Genomic DNA, 24,874 nt, shown 5'->3' with positions numbered 1-24,874 from the left:
TAAGGGCGTTCCCTTCACGCTTCCCGGGAAACCACCCCTTCGCGAGTGGACGACCAGTCTCCACTTGAGTACCTTGGTGACATAAGCGGAATGAAACCATCCGCATACGTTTTGGGGTCCCCTGTCCGATATCGCCCGAGCCCACCCGACACCTGGGGAAGGACAACCCGATGACTGACGTCGAGGAAACCACCGCGACCCTGCCGCTGGCCCGGAAATGCCCGTTTTCGCCGCCTCCCGAATACGAAACGCTTCGCACGGAAAGCCCGATTTCCCGGGTCGGTCTGCCGTCCGGCCAAACGGCTTGGGCACTCACCCGGCTCGAAGACATCCGCGAAATGCTGAGCAGCCCGCATTTCAGCTCCGACCGGCAGAATCCCTCGTTCCCGATGATGGTCGCGCGGCCAGCCCCGCGGCCGGACAAGCCGTTCCGGCCGTCGCTCATCGCGATGGACCCGCCGGAGCACAGCCAGGCCCGGCGTGACGTGGTCGGGGAATTCACCGTCAAACGGATGAAGGCGCTCCAGCCGCGAATCCAGCAAATCGTCGACGACCACATCGACGCCCTGCTCGCGGGCCCCAAACCCGCCGATCTCGTCCAGGCACTTTCCTTACCGGTGCCGTCGCTGGTGATCTGCGAACTGCTCGGTGTCCCCTATGCGGACCACGATTTCTTCCAGACCTGCAGTTCCAAGATGCTCAACCGGGAAGTCACACCCGAAGAACGGCAGTCGGCTTTCGAGCAGCTCGAAAGCTACCTCGACGAACTCGTCACCAAGAAGGAAGCGAACGCCACCGAGGACGACCTCCTCGGCCGCCAGATCCTGAAGCAGCAGGAAACGGGCGAGGCCGACCACGCCGAACTCGTCAGCCTGGCGTTCCTGCTGCTCATCGCCGGGCACGAAACCACGGCGAACATGATCTCGCTCGGCACGGTGACCCTGCTGGAGAACCCGGATCAGCTGGCGAAGGTCAAGGCGGACCCGGACAAGACCCTCCCCGCGATCGAAGAACTCCTGCGGGTCTTCACCATCGCGGAGATGGCCACTTCACGGGTCGCCACGGCGGACGTCGAGATCGGCGGCACGCTCATCCGCGCGGGTGAGGGCGTCGTCGGCCTGAGCAACGCGGGCAACCACGACCCCGACGGGTTCGAGAACCCCGACACCTTCGACATCGAACGCGGCGCGCGGCACCATGTCGCGTTCGGGTTCGGCGTGCACCAGTGCCTCGGCCAGAATCTCGCGCGGATGGAACTCCAGATCGTGTTCGATACGCTGTTCAAGCGTATTCCGGGCATCCGGATCGCCGTTCCGGTCGACGAGCTGCCGTTCAAGCACGACTCGTCGATCTACGGCCTCCACGCCCTTCCGGTCACCTGGTAGGAGGATCCATGAAGATCATCGCGGACACCGGGAAGTGTGTGGGCGCTGGCCAGTGCGTACTCACCGACCCCGATCTGTTCGACCAGAGCGAGGACGACGGGACCGTCATCGTGCTGAACGCCGAGCCCGAAGGCGATGAGGCCGAGGAGAACGCTCGCACCGCCGTGCACATTTGTCCTGGGCAGGCCCTGTCACTCGCGTGAGGCGCGGGGCGTCGTGAGTGGTAAGTGTCGTTAGAACCAAGGGTGTCTTAGGTATCTACGTGGGTTCCGGCTGCGGCTGGTGCCGGGCTCGTTCCGTGAAGGCCTCCTTGAGGGACTCTGGGTCCCTCAAGGAGGCCTTCACGGACTCGATAATCGCCACGCACCAGTGGTCACAGCGGCTGCGCGTGAAGGCCCCCTTCCCTCGGCTCAGCCGAGGAAACTCGACCTTCGCACCTTGCGGAAGTACATGAGGCGCGGGGCGTCGTGAGTGGTAAGTGTCGTTAGAACGTCACTTACCACTCACGACCACCCCGGCCCAGGCCTTACTTGACCGCGCCCATCGACAGTCCCCGCACCAGGTGGTTCTGCGCGATCCAGCCGACGATCATCACCGGCAGTGACGCGAGCAGCGCGGCCGCGGACAGCTGCGCCCAGTACAGGCCCTCGCTGGTGATGAACCCGACGAGGAACACCGGCACCGTCCCGGCCCGCGCGGCGGTGAGGTTGACCGAGTAGAAGAACTCGGTCCACGAGAAGATCACGCAGATCAGCGCGGTCGCGGCCACCCCGGGCGCGACCACCGGCATGATCACCTTCCGGAGCAGGATCGGCAGCGTCGCGCCGTCGATCCGGGCCGCCTCGATCATCTCGTGCGGCACCTCCAGGAAGAACGATCGCATCATCCAGATGGCCAGTGGCAGGTTCATCGAGGTGTAGAGGATGATCAGCGCCCACACGTTGTCCAGCAGCCGGGTGTTCTGCGAGATCACGTACAGCGGGATGATCGCCGCCACGATCGGCAGCATCTTCGTCGACAGGAAGAAGCCGAGCGCGTTGCTCGTCCCCTTCACCGGCGCCAGCGACAGCGCGTACGCCGCCGGGATTCCCAGCAGCAGCACGAAAAGCGTCGAAACGACGGTCACGAACGCCGAATTCGACAGGTACGGCAGGAAACCGCGTTCGAGTACGCCGGCGAACTGGTCGAGCGTCGGGGTGAAGAACAGTCGCGGCGGATCGGTGTAGGCGTCGGCCTCCTGTTTGAAGGCCGTGAGGATCATCCACAGCAGCGGGAACACGAACAGGATCGCGATCACCCAGGTCGCGGCCGTCAGCGCGCCCGGCCCGAAACGGCTTTTCATTTCGCGCCTCCCTGTACCGAGAACGTGCGGAACATCAGCCGCAGCGCGAAGGTCGCGACGATCATCGTCAGGATCACGACGATGACGCCCATCGCGGACGACTGCCCGATGTCGAAGCCTTGGAACGCCCGCTGGTAGATGTAGAACGGCAGGTTCGTGCTGGCCGTCCCCGGCCCTCCTTGTGTCATCAGGAAGATCGCGTCGAAGCTGTTCACGATGTAGATCGCGCCCAGCAGCGTCGCCAGCTGCAGGAACCGGCTCAGATGCGGCAGTGTGATGGCGGTGAACGTCCGCCAGCGGCCGGCGCCGTCGACCGACGCGGCCTCCAGCACGTCTTTGGGCTGGCTCTGCAACCCGGCCAGGATCAACAGCATCATGAACGGCGTCCACTGCCAGACGACCTGCGCCATCACGGCGGCCAGCGGGAACTCCGAAAGCCAGTCGACGTCGGTGCCGAAGACGAAGTGCAGCAACCCGTAGGTCGGGTCGAACATCGTCGTCTTCCACAGCAGCGCGCCCGCCGCGGGCAGGATCAGGAACGGCGTGATCAACAAGGTGCGGACCACGCCTCGGCCGAGGAACTTGCGGTCCAGCAGGATCGCCAGCCCCAGGCCGAGCAGCAGCGAGAAGAACACGCACACGACCGTCAGCACCACGGTGTTCAGCAGCGCGCCGAGGAACGTCGAATCGGCGAAGACGTCGATGTAGTTCTGCAGCCCGACGAAATGCCGCGAGCCCGGCCGCACCAGGTTCCACGACTGGAACGAGTAGAACACCGTCAGCACGAACGGCAACTGCGTCACCGCGACGACGAACAGCAAGGCGGGCAACAACGGCAGCCGTCGTTTGAACGGCGTATCGGTGCCGCGCTTCGGAGCCGTCGCCTTCTTGGCGTGGGCGGGCTCGGGGCGGGCAGGAGCGGAGATCGTGGACATCACTGCGCCTCCTGATACGACTTGCCGACGGTCTGCGCGTACTCCTGCGATTGCTTGAGTGCTTCCTCCACGGTGATCTGGCCCGCGATCGCCGCCGAAAGTTGCTGGCTCACGCGGGTGCCGAGATCTTGGAACTCGGGGATGCCGACGAACTGGATTCCGGGGTAGGGCACCGGATTCGCCATCGCCTTCCGCTGGTCGGCGTCCGCGATGCCGTCCAGTGTCGGCTGCGCGTAGGCCTTGGCGGCCTCGCGATACTGGGGAATGTCGTAGGTCGACTTGCGCACGCCCGGCGGGACGCGGTTCCAGTCGCCGTATTCCTGGGCAACCCGCTGCACGTAGGCCTTGTCGGTCATCCAGGACATGAACTTGAAGGCGGCATCCTTGTCTTTCGCCACCTTCGGGATCGCCAGCGCCCAGGTGTAGAGCCAGCCGCTCGCCTGCGTCTTCTCCACCGGCGCCGGAGCGTAGCCGGATTTCCCGACCACCTTGCTCGCCGACGGGTCCTCGTTCGTACCCGCCATGACCGTGGCGTCGTACCACATCGCGGCCTGGCCTTGCGTGTACCGCGTGCCGCATTCGGAGAAGCCCGCGCTCGACGCGCCGACCTCGCCGTGGTTCCGCACGAGGTTCACGTAGAAGTCGGCGGCCGCCTTGAATTCGGGGCTGGTCAGCTTGGCGTTCCAGTCCTTGTCGAACCACTGGGCACCGAAGGTGTTGGCGACCGTGGTGAACGGCGCGAGACTCTCGCCCCAGCCAGGTTTGCCGCGCAAGCAGATCCCGGCGACGCCCTTGGCCTTGTCGTCGAGTTTCGCGGCGAACCCGGCGATCTGCGTCCAGGTCGGCTTGGCCGGCATGGTGAGTCCGGCCTGCTCGAACAGATCCTTCCGGTAGGCCAGGAAGGACGACTCGCCGTAAAACGGCACCGCGTAGAGCGACCCGTTGTGCGACAAGGATTCCTTGATGCTCGGGATGAAGTCGTCCGCGTCGTAGGACGGATTCGCCGCGATATGCGGTTCGAGGTTCTCCAGCCAGCCGTTCGCGGCCCACTGCGGCGCCTCGTAGTTGCTGATCATGACGACGTCGAATTCGCCGCCTTCGGTGGCCGTCGACGCGGTGATCTTCGCGCGTGCCTGGTTTTCCGGCAGGGACACGAATTTGAGGGTGACCCCGGGGTTCGCCTTCTCGAACTCGCCGGAAAGCTCGATGGCGTCCTTCATCTGCGGGTTCGCGACGATCGCGACGACGAGCGTCCGGTCGCCGGTCCCGAGCGCGCCCGCACCGGCGCAACCGGTGAGGGTGAGCAGGAGAACCGCGAGCAGAGCGGCTGCTTTACGCACTTTCGCCTCCCGGTATGACCTGCACCTTCAGTCCGGCGCCGCTGCGCATGAGGGCGAGCGCGTCGGGGTACTGCTCCAGCGGCAAGGTGTCGGTGAGCAGTGCGGCGGTGTCGATGGCGCCGTCGGCGACCAGGTCGAGCGCGGCGCCGTAGCTGTTCATGACGGCCATCGAGCCGACGACGGTGATCTCGTCGTTGTAGATCCGGAACGGCGAAAGCGCGACGCGTGCTTCGGCGGGCGCGACCCCGAAAACCAGAAGGCGGCCTCCGCGTTGAAGCGAGTCGAAAGCGGCTTCGATCGCGGGTGCGGCGCCGGTGCAGTCCGCGGCGGCGTCGAACTTCTCGTCGTCGAGGTCCTTCACGTCACCCGCGACCGCGGCCGCGCCGAGGTCCATGGCACGGCCGAGCCGGGAGGTGTTGCGGTCGACCACCGTGACGTGAGCACCCGCGCGCTGCAGCAGCTGCTGCATGATCAGCCCCATCGTGCCCGCGCCGACGACGAGGAACCGCTCCCCCGCCTCGACGCCGATCCGGCGCACACCGTGCACGGCACAGGAAACCGGCTCGACGAGGGCGCCCTGTTCCCAGGTCATCGTGTCCGGCATGCGGTAGCAGTTCGCGGAGGGAACGGCGACGTACTCGGCGAAAGCGCCGTTCACGGTGTCGCCGGTCGCGTTCCAGTTCTCGCAGAGGTTGCCGCGGCCGGACCGGCAAGGCTTGCAGTAGCCGCAGAACAGCGACGGGTCGACGGCCACCCGGTCGCCGATCTTCCAGCCGCCCGGCACGTCGGCGCCGAGTTCGACGATCTCGCCGGCGAATTCGTGACCGGGGACGATCGGATACGGCGTCGGCGGGAAGTGCCCGTCGGCGATGTGGAGGTCGGTCCCGCAGATCCCGCAGGCACCCACCTTGACGACGACCTGGCGATCCCCCGGTTTGGGGTCGGGTACCTCGCCGACCCTGATCTCGCCGGGCTTGTCCACGATCGCGGCACGCATGCCAGCTCCTCTTCTCTCCGCTCAAAGGAGCGGGGCGGGCTTATGCTTCGGACTGCATGTCCAGGCATGGTGAACTTTTCCCTGGAGTTACGTCAACCTTTCGTGCGGATTTCGAGTTATAGTGCTCATATGAGCGCAAAGAAGCAGACTCTCGGCCTGGTGGAGTCGCTACGCCTGGCCGCGGTGGCCCGGCGGTTCTACGAGCAGGGGGCCTCGAAGCTCGAAATCGCCGACGAGTTCGGCATCAGCCGGTTCAAGGTCGCGCGAATGCTCGGCACAGCCAGGGAAAGCGGCATCGTCAAGGTCGAGTTCCACCTGCCCGCGCCGGTCGACCTCGTGCTGTCCGAGGAGATCCGCACCGCGTACCGACTGGACCGCGTCCTCGTGCTCGAACGAGCGCCGGAGCCGGAATCCCGTGAAGTCGCCCGGCGGAAGATCGGCACGCTCACGGCTCAGCTCCTGTCCGAAATCGTCACTCCCGGCGACGTTCTCGGCCTCTCCTGGGCACGTTCCGTGAACGCGATGACCGACGCGATCCAGTCGCTGCCGAAGTGCCCGGTCGTGCAACTGTGCGGGGTGCAGGCGGGCATGGACATGCGGGACCGATCGGTGGAGACGGTCAGCCGCGTCGCCGCCGTCTCCGGCGGGCAGGCGTACCCGATCTTCGGCCCGCTCGTCCTCCCCGACCGCCGCACCACCGAGACGCTGCGCAGGCAGCCCGGGATCGCGGAGACGTTCGGGCAGTTCAAAAACCTGACCAAGGCCGTCGTCAGCATCGGCGCGTGGAAGCCCGAGGAGTCGACCGTCTACGACGCTCTCGACGAAGCCGAGCGCAGCGCCATAGCGAAACGCGGTGCCACAGCCGAAGTTTCCGCGCGCCTGTTCGACGCCGACGGCACCCCGATGTCCACCGGGCTTGCCCACCACGTGCTCGCCATCAGCGCCGAGGAACTGCTCGCCGTCCCCGAAGTGATCGCGCTGGGCTACACGGAACCCAAGGCCGAAGCGATCGACGCCGTCCTGCGCTCCGGCATGGTCTCGACGCTGATCACCGACGCCGCCGCGGCCGTCCCGCTCCTCAAGCTGGCCGCGGCCCGCCCGCCCGCCTAGCCGCGAGTTACGCCCTCAATCACGCGAGTTCGCGTAAACGGGTCGCCTCGTCCTGAGCCGCCATCACTTCGTCGCCGTGCCTGAACGCCCACTCCCCGAAGGCTTCGATGGGCGCGAGCAGCGTGGCCCCGAGCTCCGTCAGCGAATACTCGACCTTCGCCGTCCGGCCGCAGTCGCGCCTGCTGACCAGACCGTTGAACTCCAGCCGCCGGACGGTTTCCGTGAGCACCTTCGTGCTGATCCCGCCGAGCCGTCGCCGCAGTTCGGCCGACCGCAGCGGCCCGTCGCGCAGGGCCCACAGCACGACCGGGTTCCACGTGTTCGCCATCAGGTCGAAGGCCAGCCTGGCACGGCAATCGGCGAGGAAGACGTCGTTCATCGGACCTCCGGTAACCAATCGGTACCCGCACGGCTTTCTACGGTCATGGGGTAACTCGATCTTAGGGAGCGGCACAATGCGTATCGGTATCTTCGGCGCGGGCGGGATGGCGGAGGCGCTCGGCGGCCAGTGGGCCAAGGCCGGGCACGAGGTGATGGTCGCCGCCCGCGACCTGGGCAAGGCCACCAAGATCTCCCCGCGAGTGGGAACCTGGGAGGAGACCGCGCGCGCCAGTGACGTGATCCTGCTCGCCGTTCCCGCCGCGTCGGTGACGGAAGTCCTTGCCACCGCAGGGGATCTCGCCGGGAAGGTGCTGATCGACTGCACCAACGCCGTCGGCCCGGGCGCCGCGCTCACGGTCCCCGACCAGGCCGCCCGGATCGCGGCCGCCGCACCGGACGCGCACGTGGTCAAGGCGTTCAACCTGTGCCACGTGGACGTCTGGCGGATGACTCCGCCGGTGTTCGGCGGCCGTCCGCTGGCGGTACCGATCTGCGGCGACAAGGTCGGCGAAGTGAGCGAACTGGTCCGCGACCTCGGGTGCACGCCGCTGGTCGCCGGCGGCCTCGACCGGGCGGCGCTCATGGAGGCGACGATGGCGTTCATGGTCGGGCTCTGGTTCGACGGCCACGACGCCCAGGCCTGCTTCCCGCCCCTTCCGGTGTGATTTCAGGGTCGTCCCCGATGTGCCGGCCCGGACGGGCGCGCGAGCCTGTGCGGCATGGGGACGAAGACTTGGCGGCAGCTGACCGTGTGGCTGCACGTCATCACGTCGGTGGGTTGGATGGGGCAGGCCTTGGCGCTGTTCACCCTCCTGATGATCAGCCGCACGAGCGAGGACGGCGCGATCCGCGTCGCCGCGACGTCCATGGCGCACGAGATCGACTCGTTCCTGCTGGCGCCGCTCGCCAACGCGTCGGCCTTCACCGGCTTCATGCTCGCCGCGGCGACGGCCTGGGGTTTCACCCGGCATTGGTGGGTGCTGGCGAAGTTCGCGATCACGCTCGTCCAGCTCTACGCCGGGATCTTCCTGCTGTCCGGCGCTTTGCAGGATTCCGTGGTGGCGGCGCGAACCGGTGCTCCGGCGCCGGTGGCGCTGGTGGCCGGGACCGCGCTGATGGCGAGCGCGCTCGCGTTCCAGGCGTGGCTTTCGGTGGCGAAACCGTGGGGCAAGGCCCGCTCCGGCGCGAAGCTGCCGACGGCGCCGACCTGGGTGTTCGTCGCCGCTGTCCTCGCGCCGCTCGCCGACATCACGGTGGGCTTGATGCTCGGCTATCCGTTGCCCGCGCTGTCGCTGATCGTGCTGATCGTGCAACTGGTGCGTCGGCGTCGGCTGCTCGCCGCACCGAGGTCGTGAAAGCCTCGTTTCACGCACCCGCGTGCTAGGAAAGGACCGTTCCTTGCAAATTTTGCAAGGAACGGTCCTTTCCTAGCACGGGGTGAGCGAGTCGGCGTCAGAGCTGGTCCACCGCCGTGATCCGGATGACCGCCGAGCCCGCCTCGTCCGAAGCCGCCAGGTCGACCTCGGCGCTGATGCCCCAGTCGTGGTCGCCCGCCGGATCGTCGAAGATCTGCCGCACCCGCCAGATCTCCTTCTCCTGCTCGATGATCAGCAGCTTGGGGCCGCGCGCGTCCGGCCCGATGCCGAGGGTTTCGTGCTCGTCGAAGTAGTCCTCGATGGCGTCTTCCCACGCGTCGGCGTCCCAGCCCGAAGCGGCGTCCAGATCGCCGAGTGTCCCGTAGGCCCGCCGCGACGCCAGCTCCACACGGCGGAACAGCTCGTTCCGCACGAGCACCCGGAAGGCCCGCTCGTTCCGCGTGACCGCGGGCGGCTCGGACGGCGGCCGCAGCGAAACGGGGCCCTCCTCTTCGGGGTGCCGCAAGGCTTCCCATTCGTCCAGGAGGCTGGAGTCGACCTGGCGCACCAGTTCGCCGAGCCATTCGATGAGGTCCTGCAACCCCTCGGTCTTGGCCTCGTCGGGGACCGTGTGGCGCAGCGAGTCGTAGGTGTCGGTGAGGTACCGCAGCACCAGCCCTTCCGACCGGGCGAGCTGGTAGAAACCGATGTACTCCACGAAGTTCATCGCGCGCTCGTACATGTCGCGCACGACGGACTTCGGCTTGAGCTCGTAGTCCTCGACCCACGGATGCCCTTGCCGGTAGCGGGAATACGCCGCCTCCAGCAGTTCCTCCAGCGGCTTCGGGTACGTGACGTTCTCGAGCAGTTCCATCCGCTCGTCGTATTCGATGCCCTCGGCCTTCATCGCCTGGACGGCCTCGCCGCGCGCCTTGAACTGCTGCTGCGACAGCACCGGACGCGGATTGTCCACAGTGGATTCCACAATGGACACGACGTCGAGCGGATAGGACGGCGACTCGACGTCGAGGAGTTCGATCGCGGCCAGCGCGAACGGCGAAAGCGGCTGGTTCAGCGCGAAGTCGAACTGCAGGTCCACGGTGAGCCGCACGATGCGGCCCTGCTCGTCGGGCTCGTCGAGCCGTTCGACGACGCCCGCCGCGAGCAGCGCGCGGTAGATCGCGATCGCGCGCAGGATCAGTTTCCGCTGAGCGGGACGGTCGGAATGGTTGTCCTCCAGCAGATGCCGCATCGAGTCGAACGCGTTGCCCGGCCGGGAGACGACGTTCAGCAGCATCGAGTGGCTGACCTGGAAACTCGACGTCAGCGGCTCCGGCTCGGCCGCGATCAGCCGGTCGAAGGTGCTCTCCGTCCAGTTGACGAACCCTTCTGGCGCCTTCTTGCGGACGATCTTCTTTTTCTTCTTGGGATCGTCGCCCGCCTTCTCCAGCGCCTTGGCGTTTTCGACGACGTGGTCCGGTGCCTGTACGACGACGTAGCCGTCGGTGTCGTACCCGGCACGGCCGGCGCGTCCGGCGATCTGGTGGAACTCACGCGCCTTGAGATGCCGCTGCCGCACGCCGTCGTACTTCGTCAGGGCCGAGAAGACCACTGTGCGGATTGGTACGTTGATGCCGACGCCGAGGGTGTCGGTCCCGCAGATCACCTTCAGCAGCCCGGCTTGCGCGAGCTGCTCGACCAGGCGCCGGTACTTCGGCAGCATGCCGGCGTGGTGCACGCCGATACCGTGCCGGACCAGCCGCGACAGCGTCTTCCCGAACCCGGCCGAGAACCGGAAGCCGCCGAGCATCTCGGCGATGGCCTCCTTCTCCGCCTTCGAGGTGACGTTGATGCTCATCAGCGTCTGCGCGCGTTCGATCGCCGCGGCCTGCGAGAAGTGCACGACATACACCGGGGACTGACCGCCGTGGAGCAGCTCGGACATCGTCTCGTGCAACGGCGTCAGCGCGTAGCGGAAGGTCAGCGGCACCGGCCGCTCCACCGAGGTGACCACCGCGGTCGGACGGCCCGTCCGGCGGGTGAGGTCCTTCTCGAAGAACGAGACGTCGCCCAGCGTCGCCGACATCAGCACGAACTGCGCGCCTCCCAGTTCCAGCAGTGGCACCTGCCAGGCCCAGCCGCGATCCGGCTCCGAATAGAAGTGGAACTCGTCCGCGATGACCTGCCCGACCGGCGCGTCGGCGCCGAACCGCAACGCCATGTTCGCCAGGATTTCCGCCGTGCAGCAGATGATCGGCGCGTCGGCGTTCACCGCCGAATCGCCGGTCATCATGCCGACGTTCTCCGCGCCGAAGATCTCGATGAGCTGGAAGAACTTCTCCGAGACGAGCGCCTTGATCGGCGCCGTGTAGTAGCTGCGGCGGCCGTGCGCGAGCGCGGTGAAGTGCGCCCCGACGGCGACCAGGCTCTTTCCCGAGCCCGTCGGCGTCGACAGGATCAGGTTCGCCCCGGAGACCACTTCGATGATGGCCTCTTCCTGTGCCGGGTACAGCTCGAGCCCGCGCTCGGCCGTCCAGGTGGAGAAGGCTTCGAACAGCGAGTCGGGGTCGGGACGCGCAGGCAGGAGGTCTGTAAGTGTCATCAGAGGACCTATCGTGCCATCCGTTGGTCGCTTCTTGCCCAGGGGTGATCGCGCCCTCCGCCGGAAACCCGTAGGCTTCGCGTTACCGCGCACCTATCGGGCAAGCATCACCCGGTCGCGCGCACACAGGCGGTAATCCGAGAGGGCTTAGGAATGGCACAGGACATCATCCCGATCGAACTCGGCCTGCCTCAGGGTGACGTCGTCACCCTCTGGGCGCCGCGCTGGCGGGAAGACGGCGAGGAGTGGGAAGCCTTCCTCGGCGACGAGGAAGACCTGTACGCCTTCCCGGACGCGGCGCATCTCGCGGCCTTCGTGCGGACCTCCGAGCAGCACGACCTGCTCGACCACCCGGCGTGGGAGGTCGTGCCCGCGCTGAACGTGCCCGAGCTGATCCCCGACGACGACCACACCTACGACCTGGTGGGCGTCCCCGAGCTGGTCGCCGAGAAGCCGGACCAGTGGACGCTCGGCGAGCTGGCCGAGATCATCGGCATCGTGCGTTCGCTCGCGGACGTGTGCGAGCTCGACGAGGTCCACGAAGTCCTCGACGCGCACGAGAGCTTCTCGCTGCTGGATCAGGGCACGCTGCCCTTCTCCGGCCGCGACGGCGAGCGTCTCTGGGCGGACCTGTCGCAGGCGGTCTCCGAGAAGTGGGACACCGTCCTCGACGCGATCGACGGTCTGGTGACCGCTCCCGACGTCGACGAGAAGGTGCTGGAGCAGACGGCGGAGGAGCTCGCGACCTTCCTCGCGGAGTCCGCCGAAGCCGAAGCGGCCGCCGCCGACGAGGACCTCGTGGACGTTGACGACGAGGACGAGGAAGACGACGAGCCCGTCGGTTTCTGGGGCGAGGTCGGCATCGACCCGATCAAGATCATCACCTCCGGCGCCGAGTACTACACGCTGCGCTGCTACCTCGACGACAAGCCGATCTTCCTCGGCAGCGAAGGCGAGATCGACGTCTTCACCTCCGAGAAGGCCCTCATCCGCGCGATCGCGGACGGCAAGGACCTGGCGGACAACGACCTCTCCCAAGTGTCCACTTGGGACGAGGTGGCCACGAAGGCCACCGCTGGCGAGCTCGAGATCGACGTCGACACCGAGAACACCTACGTGTTGAACGGCATCGCCGACGACATCGCCGAAGGCCCCGAGGCGATCGACCCGATCCAGCTGGAGCTGGCGGTCGAGCTGATCACCGACGCCGCCGAATGGGCCGAAGACGACAGCGTCGACACCGCGCTGGCCTCCAACGAAAGCCTCGGCTGGCTGGTGTCGTTCGTGCTGCGGCCGGACCCCTCGCGGCTCGAGCCGAGCGCTCCGTTCGACGCCGAGCAGTCCGAGTGGCGCAAGCTGGTCGAGACCTTCGAGAACCGGCTCACGGTCGTCTGATCCACCTACGGGACGCTATGAAAGGCCCCTTCATTGCAAATTTTGCAATGAAGGGGCCTTTCATTGCGTTTGGGGGCTCTCGTCTTTGACGGGCACCAGCGCGATGGCCAGCACCGGGAAGACCGCGGCCACGCAGAACGCCAGGGCGTACCGCGAATCACCGATCACGAGACCCAGCAGCGGCGGCGTGAGTGCCGCGGCGATGTTCTGGCCGGTGTTCTGCGTGCCCATCGCCCGCCCGGCCCACGCGAGCCCGGCCATCTCCGCCGACGCGGTGAACCCGAGCCCGTTGTCCGACACGGTGATCACCGCGGCCAGCACGAGCGCGAGCAGCACCAGCCACGGCCACGTCGCGTCCCCGAGCGCGACCAGCAGCATCACCCCGGCACTCGCGACCGCCAGCTGCCGCATCGGCCGCAGCCTGCTGCCGGCACGGTCGGACCAGTAGCCCGACGCGATCCTGCCCAGCGCGCCGAGGATCTGGACGGCGCCGACGAACCAGCCCGCGGACGCGGCCGTCCAGCCGTGCATGGTCACCAGGTACACGGGCGTGAAGGCGGAAACCGTGAACTGCGGGACGACGAGCAACGCGCTCGCGCCGTGGACCCGCCACAACGCCGGCTTCCGGTACGGCGACGGCGGCTTCTCCCGTTTGCCCGCTTCGGCCTTCGGACGCGGCGGATCGACCAGCAGCCAGGCGACGAGGAGCGCGACGGCGATCGCGGTCAGCGCGGGCAGCAGGAGCGAGACCTGGAATCCCCAGCGGTCCGCGAGCGGCGGGAGACCGAAGGCGGCGACGCCCACCCCGAGCGGCTGGGCCATCTGGCGGATGCCCATCGCGAGGCCCCGCTCGGCCGGGCCGAACCAGCCGAGGACGGCCCGGCCGCTCGCGGCGTTCACTGACGCGGTGCTCGCACCGGCGAGCAGGAACACCCCAAAGAGGATCCCGAGCGAGTGGTCACCGACGGCCGCGTACACGAGGAGTAACCCCGAGACGCCGAGTCCGAGGGCCATTACCAAACGCTCTCCGTAACGGTCCGCGGCCGCACCCCAGAGGATCAAGGTGAACAGCAGGCCAAGACTCGGCGCCGCGACCACGGTTCCCGCTTCGGCGAGCGTCAACCCCTCCGCACGCTGCATGGACGGCACCAGGAACGGGATCCCGTAGAGGAACGAACAGCTCGCGGTCTGCGCGGCGAGGCCGAGCGCGAGGATGAGCCAGCGTCGTTTTCCGCCGACCCCCACGTCCACGACCTGCGTCATCACGACCACCGTTTCACTATTTGGGAAAGAACTCCTACATAGTGAACGATAGTTGTCTATGCTAACGACCGCAAGGCGGCATACCCCGGCTTGATGACCGTGTTGATGGTGTCGAGGCGCTGATCGAAATCGAGGAACGCGGATTTCATCGCATTGATGGTGAACCACTCGAGATCGGCGAGCCCGAAGCCGAACGCCTCGGCCAGCGCCGCGAATTCGCTGGTCATCGAGCAGCCGCTCATCAGCCGGTTGTCGGTGTTGACGGTGACCCGGAACCGCAGCCTGGCGAGCAGGCCGATCGGATGCTCGCCGATCGAGCGCGCCGCTCCAGTCTGGACATTGGACGTGGGGCAGATCTCCAGCGGGATCCGGCGGTCGCGGACGTAGGCGGCCAACCGTCCCAAATGGACCGTGCCGTCACTGTCGGTCTTGATGTCCTCGACGATGCGGACCCCGTGGCCGAGCCGCTCGGCGCCGCAATGCTGAATCGCCTCCCAAATGGACGGCAGCCCGAACGCCTCCCCGGCATGAATGGTGAAATGCGCATTATTCGTCCGCAGAAACTCGAATGCGTCGAGATTTCTGGTAGGCGGAAATCCGTCTTCCGGTCCGGCGATGTCGAACCCGACCACGCCCGCGTCGCGGTAGCGGACGGCGAGACCGGCGATCTCGAGCGCCCTGGCGTGCTGGCGCATCGCGCAGAGCAACGTCCCGACGCGGATCCGGCCGCCGCGGTCCGCCACTCTCCGTTCACCTTCGGCGAATCCGGACTGAATGGCCTCGACCACCGCATCGAGTGACAGTCCGCGTTCGACGAAGAGTTCGGGGGCATACCGCACCTCGGCGTAGACGACGCCGTCGGCCGCGAGGTCTTCCACCGCCTCGGCGGCCACTCTGACCAGCGCTTCCTCGGTCTGCATGACACCGCAGGTATGCGCGAACGTCTCAAGGTACGAGACGAGGGAGCCGGAATCGGCGGCGTCGCGGAACCATCGGCCGAGTTCGACGGGATCGCTGGTCGGCAAGGCCGTGTACCCGGTCTGTTCGGCGAGTTCGGCGACCGTGGCGGGACGCAATCCGCCGTCCAGGTGGTCGTGGAGGAGAACCTTCGGAGCGCGGGCCAGTACCGCCTCCGGGATGCTTGGTCTGCTGCTTTCAGAGGACATACGTAACGGTAACCAGCCTGTCATTCCCCTACATGGTGGTAACTCGTACGCTCTGGTTAACCCTCGGCTTTGTCGATCACGGGCTGAATCGGCCATCAGGGTCAGAGCTCGACATTGTCCGATACCCGGGGGCCATACGCAGAGCAATTTCGCAATGGATAAGCTTGACGTCACGTCCCTCCCATTTCCCCGCCCACGAAGGACACCGCAGTGACCACTGACAACCACATTGCCGCCCCGTCCTTCGACCGGATGCGCAACATGCTGGTGCGCGCGGCCGAAGTGCGTGAGAGCGAACAGCAGCAGATCTTCGACGCGCTCGACGACATCTACGCACGGCTGGCCCCGGTCGACTCGCTCGGCGCGGTGCGCAAGCGGCTCTCGGAGATGCCCGACCGCACCGAGACGAGCGTGCTCGCCGAACGTCTCGACGAGACCATGTCGCGGCTCGAAGCGCAGGACACCGCGATCGCCGCACTGACCCGCGCCGTCGAAAGCATCGTCGACAAGCTGGCGAAGCCGTTCGCTCAGCTCGACGGCCGCCTCGACGGCATGGCCGCGCGCCTCGAAGGCGTCGGGGGCCGAATGGACGGGCTCGAGGACAAGCTCCAGAACATCCACCGCCGTCTCGACGAACTCGGCGCGCACCTCGACAAGCAGGACGTGAAGACCGACGCGCTGCCGCAGTCGGTGATCGGCCCGGTGCGCGAGCGCGTCGAGCAGGCCGAGTCGACCCTGCGGGACCGTGTCGACACCGTGGACCGCGAACTGCGCACCCGCGTCGAGAACCTCGACAAGGCGACCAAGGAAAGCCTCACCGCGAACACCGAGGCGCTGAAGACCGCGCTGACCGAGACCGGCGAGATGATCGACGCTTCGGACCGTCTCGACGGCCTCGGCGACCGCCTCGAAAAGGTCACCTCGCACCTCGACCACCTGGCCGAGCGCCTCGACAAGGTCGAAGACGGCTTCACCGGCCGCCTCGGCGACCTCGACGGCTCGATCCGCTCCGGCCTGTCGAAGGTCGAGAGCACGCTGTCGAAGCAGCCGGACACCGACTCGGTCGACACGCTGGTGCGCAAGAGCAACGACGAGTCCGTGCGCCGCATCGGCGGCCAGCTGGACGAGGCCATGGCGACCTTCGCGGAGCTGATGCTCGGCGGTGGCCCGGCCGTGCAGCAGATCTCCCCGCCGCCGCCCGCCCCGCGTCAGCCGCGTCGCAGCTCGCGCAACGGCCGCGCACCCAAGGCGGCCGACGCCAAGGCCAAGGCCGACGGCACCGACGAGACCACCGACTGACGCTCTGTTAACGCGTGAAGGCCCCTTCCTCCGGCTCCGCCGAGGGAAGGGGCCTTCACGCTTCTCCGGGCTCGCGCCTCCGCTCCGACCTGCGTTTAGCGGGCTAAACGCGATCCGCCCGCCCCGCACCGCCGACCTGCGTTCAGCGGGCTAAACGCGATCCGCCGCCGACCTGCGTTTAGCCCCCTAATCGCGATCCGCCGGGGCCTGACGCATTTCGTCCTCTGGTTGCGGTAGGGCCGACCCGGCGAGGGTGCGCGTCCGCCGAGGCCCGGGCGTGGAGCGGCCTCGATGTCCCCAATGTGGCATTGGAGACGCTGAGCGTCTCCAATGCCACATTGGGGACGCGTCGCTCCTGGCAAGGACCCAAGCCGCCGGCTCGCGCCTACGCGTTTCGTCCTCTGGTTGCGGTACTTGCGCGTGCAAGTACCGCAACCAGAGGACGAAACGCGGGCGACCACGGATCGCGATTAGGGGGCTGAACGATGGGTCAGGGCCACACGGTCTCCAGGACGAGCGGAGCGGAGGCCGGGGCCTCCGAGGAGACGGCGTAGGCGTCTTCGAGCGCAGCGAGAGCCGAAGGAACAGCATCCGGCGTGTCGGTGTGCAGCTCCAGTAGCGGCTGCCCTGCCGAAACCTTGTCGCCCGGCTTCGCCAGGCACAGCACGCCGGCCGCGGCCTGCACCGGATCCTCCTTGCGCGCCCGCCCGGCCCCGAGCCGCCAAGCGGCGACCCCGACCGAATAAGCGTCCAAACGCGACAAAACCCCATCAGCGGGCGCCGAGACGACGTGGACGTGCTCAGGTCGTGGCAAAGGAGCGTCCGGATCCCCGCCCTGCGCGGCGATCATCCGGCACCAAGTCTCGTAGGCCTTCCCTGACGCGAGCACCGCGGCCGGGTCCACATCGGACAGACCTGCCAGCGCCAGCATCTCCCTGGCCAACGCCACGGTCAGCTCGACGACGTCGGCCGGGCCGCCGCCACGCAGCACCTCGACCGACTCCGCGACCACGCTCGCGTTGCCGACGGCGTAGCCCAACGGCACGTTCATGTCCGTGATCAGCGCCGTCGTCGCGACGCCGTGCGCGGTCCCGATCTCCACCAGGGTCCGCGCGAGTTCACGCGCCTGCGGAAGCGTCTTCATGAACGCGCCCGAACCGGTCTTCACATCGAGGACGAGCCCGGCCGCACCTTCCGCGATCTTCTTGCTCATGATCGAGCTCGCGATCAGCGGGATCGACTCCACCGTCGAAGTCACGTCCCGCAGCGCGTACAGCTTCTTGTCGGCCGGAGCCAGCCCGGACGTGGCCGCGCAGACCACCGCGCCGACCTCCTCGAGCTGCCGGATGATCTCCGATGTCGACAAAGCGGCACGCCAGCCGGGGATCGACTCCAGTTTGTCGAGTGTCCCGCCGGTGTGCCCGAGCCCGCGTCCGGACAGCTGCGGCACGGCCGCCCCGCAGGCCGCGACGAGTGGCGCCAGCGGAAGCGTGATCTTGTCGCCGACCCCGCCCGTCGAATGCTTGTCGATGGTCGGACGGCTGACCTTCAGGTCGAGCCGCTCCCCCGACGAGATCATCGCGCCGGTCCAGCGCGCGATCTCGCCGGAATCCATGCCCCGCAGGAAGATGGCCATCGCGAGCGCGGCCATCTGCTCCTCGGCGATGTCGCCGCGTGTGTACGCGTCGATCGTCCAGTCGATCTGCTCGTCGGTGAGCCGTTCGCCGTCCCGCTTCGCGCGGATGACGTCGACGGCGGCGAACGCGCTCATGGCAGGTCGTCCGGTCCGAACGCGTCCGGCAGCACCGCGGACATCGGCAAGATGCCGCTCGGAGTGTCCACAAGGCACTCCGCGCCGCCGTGCTCGAACAGGATCTGACGGCAGCGCCCGCACGGCATCAGGAGGTCACCGTCACCGCTGCGGCAGGCGACGGCGACGAGTTTGCCGCCGCCGGTCAGCCGCAGCTGCCCCGCCATCGTGCATTCCGCGCACATTCCCAAGCCGTACGAAGCGTTTTCGACGTTGCAGCCGACGACGATCCGGCCGTCGTCCACCACACCCGCGACGCCGACATGCAGGCCCGAGTACGGCGCGTACGCCGACTTCGCCGCCTCGACGGCCTGCGCCCGCAAGGCTTCCCAGTCGTACTCCGCCATGTCAGTCCTCACCTCGCCGATAGGTGGCGCCGATCGCCTTGGGCGGCCGCAGCCGCTGCGAAGCCACCGCCAGCACGATCAGCGTCACGAAGTGCGCGGTGTACGGGATGAGGTCGCTGGGCAGGTCGTCGTTGGTCCAGTAGATCGCGTACAGCGCGACAGCGCCGACGACACCGAGCGCGGAAGCGATCCACTGGCGGCGGAACAACTGCACCGCCACGATCACGGCCAGCAGGATCACCGCGCCGTACAGCAGCGCGAGCACCGCGGTGCCGCCACCGGCGAGCTGGAGTCCGTCCGCGTAACCGAACAGCGCCGCGCCGCCGAGCAGGCCGCCCGGCCGCCAGTTGCCGAAGATCATCGCCGCGAGGCCGATGTACCCGCGGTTGTTGGTCTGGTTCTCCAGGTAGTCCGCACCGCCGGCGAGCAGCACGAGCGACGCGCCACCCATTCCGGCGAGCCCGCCGGAGATGATCATGGCGACGTACTTGTGCAGGTAGACCTTCACGCCGAGGGACTCGGCCGCGACCGGGTTCTCGCCACAGGACCGCAGCCGCAGGCCGAATCGCGTCCGCCACAGCACGAGGTAGCTGATCGGGACCAGCGCGATCGCGATCATCGTCAGCGGCGCGACCTCGGTGACCAGGCCGTTGAGGATGCCGGCGAGGTCGGAGATGAAGACACGCTGCATCTTCTCCAGATCCGAAAGCCAGTCGGAGAGGAACGTCGCCGAATAGGTGTCGAACTTCGGGACCGGCGGCGACTGGCGCGGGTTCCCCGAAAGCGGGGTGAACACCAGGTTCGCCAGGTACTTCGCGACCCCGAGGCCGAGCAGGTTGATCGCCACACCGGAGACGATGTGGTTGACGTTGAAGGTCACGGTCGCGACGGCGTGCAGCAATCCGCCGAGCGCGCCGAACACCACCGCCGCGAGCAATCCGGCCCAGACACCGCCGTAGAACGCGCCCCAGGCGGCACCCCAAGTGCCGAGGATCATCATGCCTTCGAGGCCGATGTTGATCACGCCCGCGCGTTCGGCCCAGAGGCCGCCGAGCGCGCAGAGCAGGATCGGCAGCGCCAGCCTCAGCGCGGTGTGCGCGGTGTTGGTCGAGGTCAGCGTGTTGACGCCGGTGGCGTACGACGCGATCGCGAGCACGCCGACGGCCAGCAGCCCCCAGATCGCGCCCTTGAGCCAGCCGGGAACGCGGCGCTTCGGCGGCTTCACCGGCATGGTGGTCCCGCCCGTGTTGGGCGACAGAACGTCCGCGGTGGTCACACCGCACCTCCCTCGGAAACGCTCGACCCCTTGCGGCCGTTGCCCGCCAGCGCGCGACCGACGCGACGCTGTTCGGCGGCCAGGTCCGCGCGGCGCACGATCTCGTACGCGATGACGACCGACAGCACGATCACGCCCTGCATGATCGTGGCGATCTCTTTGGACACGTTGATCTGTTCGAGCGACACCGCGGACCGGTCGAGGAACGCCCACAGCAGGGCGCCCAGCGCGATGCCCGCCGGGTGGTTGCGGCCGAGCAGAGCGACCGCGATACCGGTGAAGCCGTACATCTGGGTCGAGGTGATGCCGTAGCTGAAGTCGCGGCCGAGCAGTTCCGGCATCGCGACCAGACCGGCGACGCCACCGGAAAGCAGCATCGCGATCAGCGTCATCTTCTTGGCGTTGACACCACCGGCGGCCGCCGCCGTCGTCGACTCACCGGAGGCCTTGAGCTCGAACCCGAACCGGGTCCGGTTGAGCATGAACCAGTAGGCCGCGCCGATCAGCGCCGCGATGAACACGAAGCCGAACAGCTCACCGGAAAGGATCGGGATACCCGGGATCCGGCCGGTGCCGTCGATCTGCCGGGTGGCGATGTTGTTGCCGGTCTGCACGCCGAACTGGTCCGCGTTGACCAGGAACGCCACGATGCCGCCGACGATCGCGTTCAGCATGATCGTCGAGATGACCTCGGAAACGCCTCGGGTCACCTTCAGCACGGCCGGGATGGCCGCGTACAGCATGCCGCTGGCCACCGCGACGACCAGGATCGCCAGCACGTGGATCACCGGCGGCAGCTGCAGTGCCCCGCCGATGATGGCGGTGACGATGGCGGCGAACCGGTACTGGCCCTCGACACCGATGTTGAAGAGGTTCATCTGGAAGCCGATGGCCACCGCGAGCCCGGACAGGTAGTAGACCGTCGCGAGGTTCACCGTGTCGACGGCGGTCGAGCCCTTGAAGAGCTGGCCGATCATCGTGCCGTAGGCCTGGAGTGGGTCGGCGCCCGAGATGATCAGCGCGATGGCCGTCAGGATGACGGCGAACACGATCGCGAGCAGAGGCGGCAGCAGCCTCGTACGCCAGGAACTCACGATGCACCCTCTTCGGAGTCTTCGGAGGCACCCGTCATCGCGGAGCCCAGTTGCTGCGGGGTCACGGTCGCGGGGTCGGCCTCGCCGACCAGTCGTCCGCGCAGCATGACCTGAATGGTGTCGGAAAGCCCGATCAGCTCGTCGAGGTCGGCCGAAACCAGGAGCACGGCGAGCCCGGCCGCACGGGCCTGGCGGATCTGCTCCCAGATCAGCGCCTGCGCGCCGACGTCGACACCACGCGTCGGATGCGACGCGATCAGCAGCACCGGATCGCCGGAAAGCTCACGCCCGACGATCAGCTTCTGCTGGTTACCACCGGAAAGCGCGGCGGCCGGGACGTCGATGCCCGGCGTGCGGACGTCGTACTGCTCGACGATGCGGCGGGTGTCCTCACGCGCGCCGGCGATGTCGAGCAACTGTCCTTTCGCGACCGGCTCGCGGGTCTGGTAGCCGAGGATCCGGTTGACCCACAAGGGTTGCGTGAGCAGGAGGCTGTGCCGCGTACGGTCTTCGGCGATGTAGCCGATCCCGGCCTCGCGGCGGGCGAGCGTCCCCAGTTTGTGCAGTTCGACGACCTGGCCGTCGACCTCGGTCAGTTCGATCCGGCCGCCGCCCTTGCGCATGCCCATGATCGTCTCGACGAGTTCGGTCTGGCCGTTGCCCTCGACGCCGGCGATCCCGAGCACCTCGCCCGCGTGCACCGTGAAGGAGATGTGGTCGAGAACGTTCCGCTCGGAACCCTCGACGCTCAAGCAGACGTCGTCCAGGCGGAGGACGGGCCGATCGGTCACGGTGGACTCACGGGTCTCCGGGCTGGGGAGCTCTGAGCCGACCATCATCTCGGCCAGCTGACGTGAGGTGATCGTCTTCGGATCGGCCGTGCCGACGGTGGTGCCGCGGCGGATCACGGTGACCGTGTCGGCGATCGCGCGCACCTCGTCAAGCTTGTGCGAGATGAAGAGGAAGGTGAAGCCGTCCTCCTTCATCGCGCGGACGGTCTCGAACAGCGCGTCGACCTCCTGCGGCACGAGCACCGCGGTGGGCTCGTCGAGGATGATGATCCGGGCGCCGCGGTAGAGCACCTTCACGATCTCCACGCGCTGGCGGTCGGCGACGCCGAGTTCTTCGAGCAGCGCGTCCGGCCGGGCGTGCAGGCCGACCCGTTCGGCCAGCTCCGCCAGTTTCGCCCTGGCCGCGCGGCCGATGCCGTGCAGGTTCTCCGCGCCGAGGAAGACGTTCTCCCCCACGGTCAGGTTGTCGGCCAGCATGAAGTGCTGGTGGACCATCCCGATCCCGGCCTTGATGGCGTCCTGCGGGTTGCGCAGCCGCACCGGTTCGCCGTTGATCGCGATGTCGCCCTCGTCCGGCTGCTGCATGCCGTAGAGGATCTTCATCAGGGTCGATTTGCCCGCGCCGTTCTCGCCGCAGACAGCGTGCACCTCGCCCTTGGTGACGGTGAGGTTGACGTCGGAGTTGGCAACGACACCGGGGAACCGCTTCGTGATCCCGGTCAGCTGCACGGCCGGTTCACCCCGGTCGGGGGCGTCGGTGACCTCGGCCTGGGGAGCGCTCATGGAAAAGCCATCCAGTTCTGGGTAAACAGGTTGGGGCTCGGAAGGGGTCACCCTCCCGAGCCCCGCTGCCTGGTGGAGCTTACTTCTGCGGCTTGTCCGAGACGGTGATCGCCCCGGAGACGATCTGCGCCTTGTAGCCCTCGAGGACGTCCTTGATGTCGTCGACCTTGCCACCGGAGGTGGCGTAGCCGATGCCGTCGACCTTGAGGTCGAACCGCTTCGGCAGCGACGTCAGGTCGCCCTTCGCGAGCGCGCGCAGGTAGTCGAACACCGCCACGTCGACGCGCTTGAGCATCGAGGTGATGATGACGTCCTTCGACGCCTCGACCGTCTTCTGGTTGTACTGGTCGGAGTCGACGCCGATGGCGAGCGCGTTGTTCGACTTCGCGGCCTCGAAAACGCCCTTACCGGAGGCACCGGCGGCGTGGTAGAGCACATCCGCGCCCTTGGCGATCTGCGCGGCGGCCTTCACGTTGCCCTTCGCCGGGTCCTGGAACCCGGAGAAGTCACCGGCCGGGGTGAGGTACTCGTCCTCGATCTTGGCCTTGGACGAAGCGGCCTTCACACCCTGGAGGAAGCCGGCCTCGAACTTCTGGATCAGCGGCGTGTTCACGCCACCGACGAAGCCGACGTGGCACTTCTTCGACTTGTAGGCGGCGGCGACACCGGCCAGGAACGAGCCCTGCTCCTCGGCGAAGACGAGCGAGGTGACGTTCGGAGCCTCGACGGACTCGTCGACGATCGCGAACTTCGTGTTCGGGTACTTCGGCGCGACAGCCTTGACAGCGTTGGCGTAGGCGAAGCCGACCGCGATGATCGGGCTGAAGCCCTGCGAAGCGAGCTGGTCGAGACGCTGCGACTTGGCGGCCTCGTCTTCGGTCGCCGCGGCGGTGCTCTCGGTGACCGTGGTGACGCCGAGTTCGGCCTTCGCCTTGTCCGTACCGGCGGCGGCGGAGTCGTTGAAGGACGCGTCGCCACGACCGCCGACGTCGAAGGCCAGCGCGACCTTCAGCTTGCTGCCGTCGACCTTCTCACTGGACTGGCTGGTGCTGGTCGAGGCGGCCGCCGCGGCGGGCGGCTTCGGCGCCGTCACGCAGCTGGCGGACTGATCCCCAGAGCCCGCGTTGTTGTTGTTCCCCGCACCTGAATCCTTCGCGCATCCGGCCAGTACCAGAGCACCGGCCATGGCGGCGGCGGCCAGCGCGGTTCCACGCATGCGACGCAACGTGTGTCTCCCTCCCCGCTGATCCAGCGGATGGTCCGAAGAAACGACCCGGCGACAGTGCCGGGTTCGACCGAGAGACGGTACCTAACGGCTGCTTAGCCGCCATAGGAAAGGCACGCTACGTAACACAAACGTTTACTCATGAGTCGTACGCGCGACGAACGGAGTACGCACGGTGACCACAACGGAGTAATCGCAGGCAGCACCCGGCCCACTGGCCGCGAGAACGACCCAAGATCGTCACGCACCGTTCAGAGCGCCCCGCGACACCCCCTCCCGTCCACAGTGGACGAACCGGTGAGTTACCGGCCCGCGTCACCCGATCGGGCAGGGGCCTCGATGTCTGGTCCATCACACAGAGGAACCCGGAGGTGAGCCCACCGTGAGGTGCGGGTCTAGCATCCTTTTCATCCACGCTCGATGACCATGATCTCGGCACCGTCGCCGGAGCCGTCCCCAGGTGGACGTCCCGGCGGCAGGCGCGGAAACCAGCGGTCAGCGGGCCCAAGCCATGACGTTGGAGGCCGTTCACCGATGTCCACCACGGCTAGCACCGCCACCGAGGCGGCAGCGAGCGATCGGGCGGGTGCCTCACGCCGGCAAGGGACCTTCTACCGGGGCGACCCCGGTATGTGGTCCTGGGTGCTGCACCGCATCACCGGCGTGCTGACATTCTTCTTCCTCTTCGTGCACGTGCTCGACACCGCGCTCGTGCGCGTGTCGCCCGACACGTACAACGAAGTCATCGAGACCTACAAGACCCCGCTGGTCAACCTCCTCGAGGTCGGCCTCGTCGGCGCGGTCCTGTTCCACGCGCTCAACGGCATCCGGGTCATGCTGGTCGACTTCTGGGAGAAGGGACCGAAGTTCCAGAAGCCGATGCTCTGGACCATCCTGGCCATCTGGGTCGTGGTGATGATTCCCGGTGCCTTCTTCATGATGAAGCGCACCGTCGAAGTTATGTTCGGGGGGCACTGA

Annotated in this window: 22 protein-coding genes; 8 read left to right on the top strand and 14 right to left on the bottom strand. The window is 67.4% G+C overall.

Annotated features, from left to right (window positions below):
• Positions 1-170: 170 nt before the first annotated feature.
• On the top strand, positions 171-1,385 hold the full coding sequence (locus tag DMH03_RS35880; protein WP_125796463.1) for a cytochrome P450: 1,215 nt from the start codon (positions 171-173) through the stop codon (positions 1,383-1,385).
• An 8-nt stretch (positions 1,386-1,393) separates the two neighbouring features.
• Entirely contained in the window at positions 1,394-1,588 is a 195-nt protein-coding gene (locus DMH03_RS35875) for a ferredoxin (RefSeq protein WP_125788969.1), read from the top strand.
• A gap of 323 nt (positions 1,589-1,911) precedes the next feature.
• Here the strand turns inward: DMH03_RS35875 and DMH03_RS35870 are convergent, their stop codons facing one another.
• From DMH03_RS35870 to DMH03_RS35855, 4 genes are read right to left on the bottom strand one after another with little or no spacing between them, the layout of a single operon-like run.
• Positions 1,912-2,727: a carbohydrate ABC transporter permease gene (locus tag DMH03_RS35870; RefSeq protein WP_125796462.1), complete on the bottom strand. Its 816-nt coding sequence runs from the start codon at positions 2,725-2,727 to the stop codon at positions 1,912-1,914.
• On the bottom strand, positions 2,724-3,662 hold the full coding sequence (locus tag DMH03_RS35865; RefSeq protein WP_125788967.1) for a carbohydrate ABC transporter permease: 939 nt from the start codon (positions 3,660-3,662) through the stop codon (positions 2,724-2,726). The genes DMH03_RS35870 and DMH03_RS35865 overlap by 4 nt, the downstream gene beginning before the upstream one ends.
• The gene (locus tag DMH03_RS35860) at positions 3,662-5,002 is read right to left on the bottom strand and encodes a sugar ABC transporter substrate-binding protein (RefSeq protein WP_125796461.1); all 1,341 of its coding nucleotides are present in this window, start codon (positions 5,000-5,002) and stop codon (positions 3,662-3,664) included. The genes DMH03_RS35865 and DMH03_RS35860 overlap by 1 nt, the downstream gene beginning before the upstream one ends.
• Positions 4,995-5,999 carry a zinc-dependent alcohol dehydrogenase family protein gene (locus DMH03_RS35855; protein ID WP_125796460.1) on the bottom strand — a complete coding sequence of 335 codons (1,005 nt, stop codon included), beginning with the start codon at positions 5,997-5,999 and terminating at the stop codon, positions 4,995-4,997. Before DMH03_RS35855 ends, DMH03_RS35860 begins: the two co-directional genes overlap by 8 nt.
• 129 nt (positions 6,000-6,128) lie before the next feature.
• Here DMH03_RS35855 and DMH03_RS35850 point away from each other — a divergent pair, with 129 nt between their 5' ends.
• Positions 6,129-7,109 (top strand): sugar-binding transcriptional regulator, encoded by a 981-nt coding sequence (locus tag DMH03_RS35850; RefSeq protein WP_125796459.1) that lies wholly within the window; start codon positions 6,129-6,131, stop codon positions 7,107-7,109.
• A gap of 19 nt (positions 7,110-7,128) precedes the next feature.
• On the opposite strand, the gene DMH03_RS35845 is transcribed toward DMH03_RS35850, so the two are convergent.
• On the bottom strand, positions 7,129-7,488 hold the full coding sequence (locus DMH03_RS35845) for a helix-turn-helix domain-containing protein (RefSeq protein ID WP_125796458.1): 360 nt from the start codon (positions 7,486-7,488) through the stop codon (positions 7,129-7,131).
• Positions 7,489-7,564: 76 nt separating this feature from the next.
• Here DMH03_RS35845 and DMH03_RS35840 point away from each other — a divergent pair, with 76 nt between their 5' ends.
• Together DMH03_RS35840 and DMH03_RS35835 are read left to right on the top strand one after the other, a co-directional pair.
• Positions 7,565-8,155, top strand: coding sequence for an NADPH-dependent F420 reductase (locus DMH03_RS35840; protein ID WP_125796457.1), 591 nt, complete (start codon positions 7,565-7,567; stop codon positions 8,153-8,155).
• A gap of 54 nt (positions 8,156-8,209) precedes the next feature.
• Positions 8,210-8,845, top strand: a complete 636-nt coding sequence (locus tag DMH03_RS35835) for a hypothetical protein (RefSeq protein WP_125796456.1) — start codon at positions 8,210-8,212, stop codon at positions 8,843-8,845.
• Between the two features lie 97 nt (positions 8,846-8,942).
• On the opposite strand, the gene DMH03_RS35830 is transcribed toward DMH03_RS35835, so the two are convergent.
• Positions 8,943-11,447, bottom strand: coding sequence for an RNA helicase (locus tag DMH03_RS35830; protein WP_125796455.1), 2,505 nt, complete (start codon positions 11,445-11,447; stop codon positions 8,943-8,945).
• 153 nt (positions 11,448-11,600) lie between these two features.
• Between DMH03_RS35830 and DMH03_RS35825 the strand changes: the two genes are divergently transcribed.
• Positions 11,601-12,842, top strand: coding sequence for a primosomal protein (locus tag DMH03_RS35825; protein WP_125796454.1), 1,242 nt, complete (start codon positions 11,601-11,603; stop codon positions 12,840-12,842).
• A gap of 60 nt (positions 12,843-12,902) precedes the next feature.
• On the opposite strand, the gene DMH03_RS35820 is transcribed toward DMH03_RS35825, so the two are convergent.
• Both DMH03_RS35820 and DMH03_RS35815 read right to left on the bottom strand, forming a co-directional pair.
• Entirely contained in the window at positions 12,903-14,105 is a 1,203-nt protein-coding gene (locus tag DMH03_RS35820; RefSeq protein ID WP_125796453.1) for an MFS transporter, read from the bottom strand.
• A 56-nt stretch (positions 14,106-14,161) separates the two neighbouring features.
• Entirely contained in the window at positions 14,162-15,271 is a 1,110-nt protein-coding gene (locus DMH03_RS35815) for an adenosine deaminase (protein ID WP_125796452.1), read from the bottom strand.
• Positions 15,272-15,481: 210 nt separating this feature from the next.
• On the opposite strand from DMH03_RS35815, the gene DMH03_RS35810 reads away from it, so the two are divergent.
• Positions 15,482-16,570, top strand: coding sequence for a PA containing protein (locus DMH03_RS35810; RefSeq protein WP_125796451.1), 1,089 nt, complete (start codon positions 15,482-15,484; stop codon positions 16,568-16,570).
• A 490-nt stretch (positions 16,571-17,060) separates the two neighbouring features.
• Here the strand turns inward: DMH03_RS35810 and DMH03_RS35805 are convergent, their stop codons facing one another.
• The 6 genes from DMH03_RS35805 to DMH03_RS35780 all read right to left on the bottom strand — a co-directional run bounded on the left by DMH03_RS35805 (position 17,061) and on the right by DMH03_RS35780 (position 23,887).
• Positions 17,061-18,341 carry a thymidine phosphorylase gene (locus DMH03_RS35805; protein WP_125796450.1) on the bottom strand — a complete coding sequence of 427 codons (1,281 nt, stop codon included), beginning with the start codon at positions 18,339-18,341 and terminating at the stop codon, positions 17,061-17,063.
• A complete protein-coding gene (locus DMH03_RS35800) occupies positions 18,338-18,727 on the bottom strand; it encodes a cytidine deaminase (protein WP_125796449.1) in 390 nt (129 codons plus the stop codon). Before DMH03_RS35800 ends, DMH03_RS35805 begins: the two co-directional genes overlap by 4 nt.
• Before the next feature lies 1 nt (position 18,728).
• Positions 18,729-20,003 (bottom strand): ABC transporter permease, encoded by a 1,275-nt coding sequence (locus DMH03_RS35795; protein WP_199749153.1) that lies wholly within the window; start codon positions 20,001-20,003, stop codon positions 18,729-18,731.
• Positions 20,000-21,097: an ABC transporter permease gene (locus tag DMH03_RS35790; protein ID WP_125796448.1), complete on the bottom strand. Its 1,098-nt coding sequence runs from the start codon at positions 21,095-21,097 to the stop codon at positions 20,000-20,002. The genes DMH03_RS35795 and DMH03_RS35790 overlap by 4 nt, the downstream gene beginning before the upstream one ends.
• Positions 21,094-22,671 (bottom strand): ABC transporter ATP-binding protein, encoded by a 1,578-nt coding sequence (locus DMH03_RS35785; protein ID WP_125796447.1) that lies wholly within the window; start codon positions 22,669-22,671, stop codon positions 21,094-21,096. Before DMH03_RS35785 ends, DMH03_RS35790 begins: the two co-directional genes overlap by 4 nt.
• 79 nt (positions 22,672-22,750) lie before the next feature.
• Positions 22,751-23,887: a BMP family protein gene (locus DMH03_RS35780; protein ID WP_125796446.1), complete on the bottom strand. Its 1,137-nt coding sequence runs from the start codon at positions 23,885-23,887 to the stop codon at positions 22,751-22,753.
• Positions 23,888-24,430: 543 nt separating this feature from the next.
• Between DMH03_RS35780 and sdhC the strand changes: the two genes are divergently transcribed.
• Entirely contained in the window at positions 24,431-24,874 is a 444-nt protein-coding gene (gene sdhC, locus DMH03_RS35775; RefSeq protein WP_081809635.1) for a succinate dehydrogenase, cytochrome b556 subunit, read from the top strand.

Source organism: Amycolatopsis sp. WAC 01376, assembly GCF_003947415.1.
GTDB lineage: Bacteria > Actinomycetota > Actinomycetes > Mycobacteriales > Pseudonocardiaceae > Amycolatopsis.
This window is presented reverse-complemented; position numbering and strand designations above follow the sequence as displayed.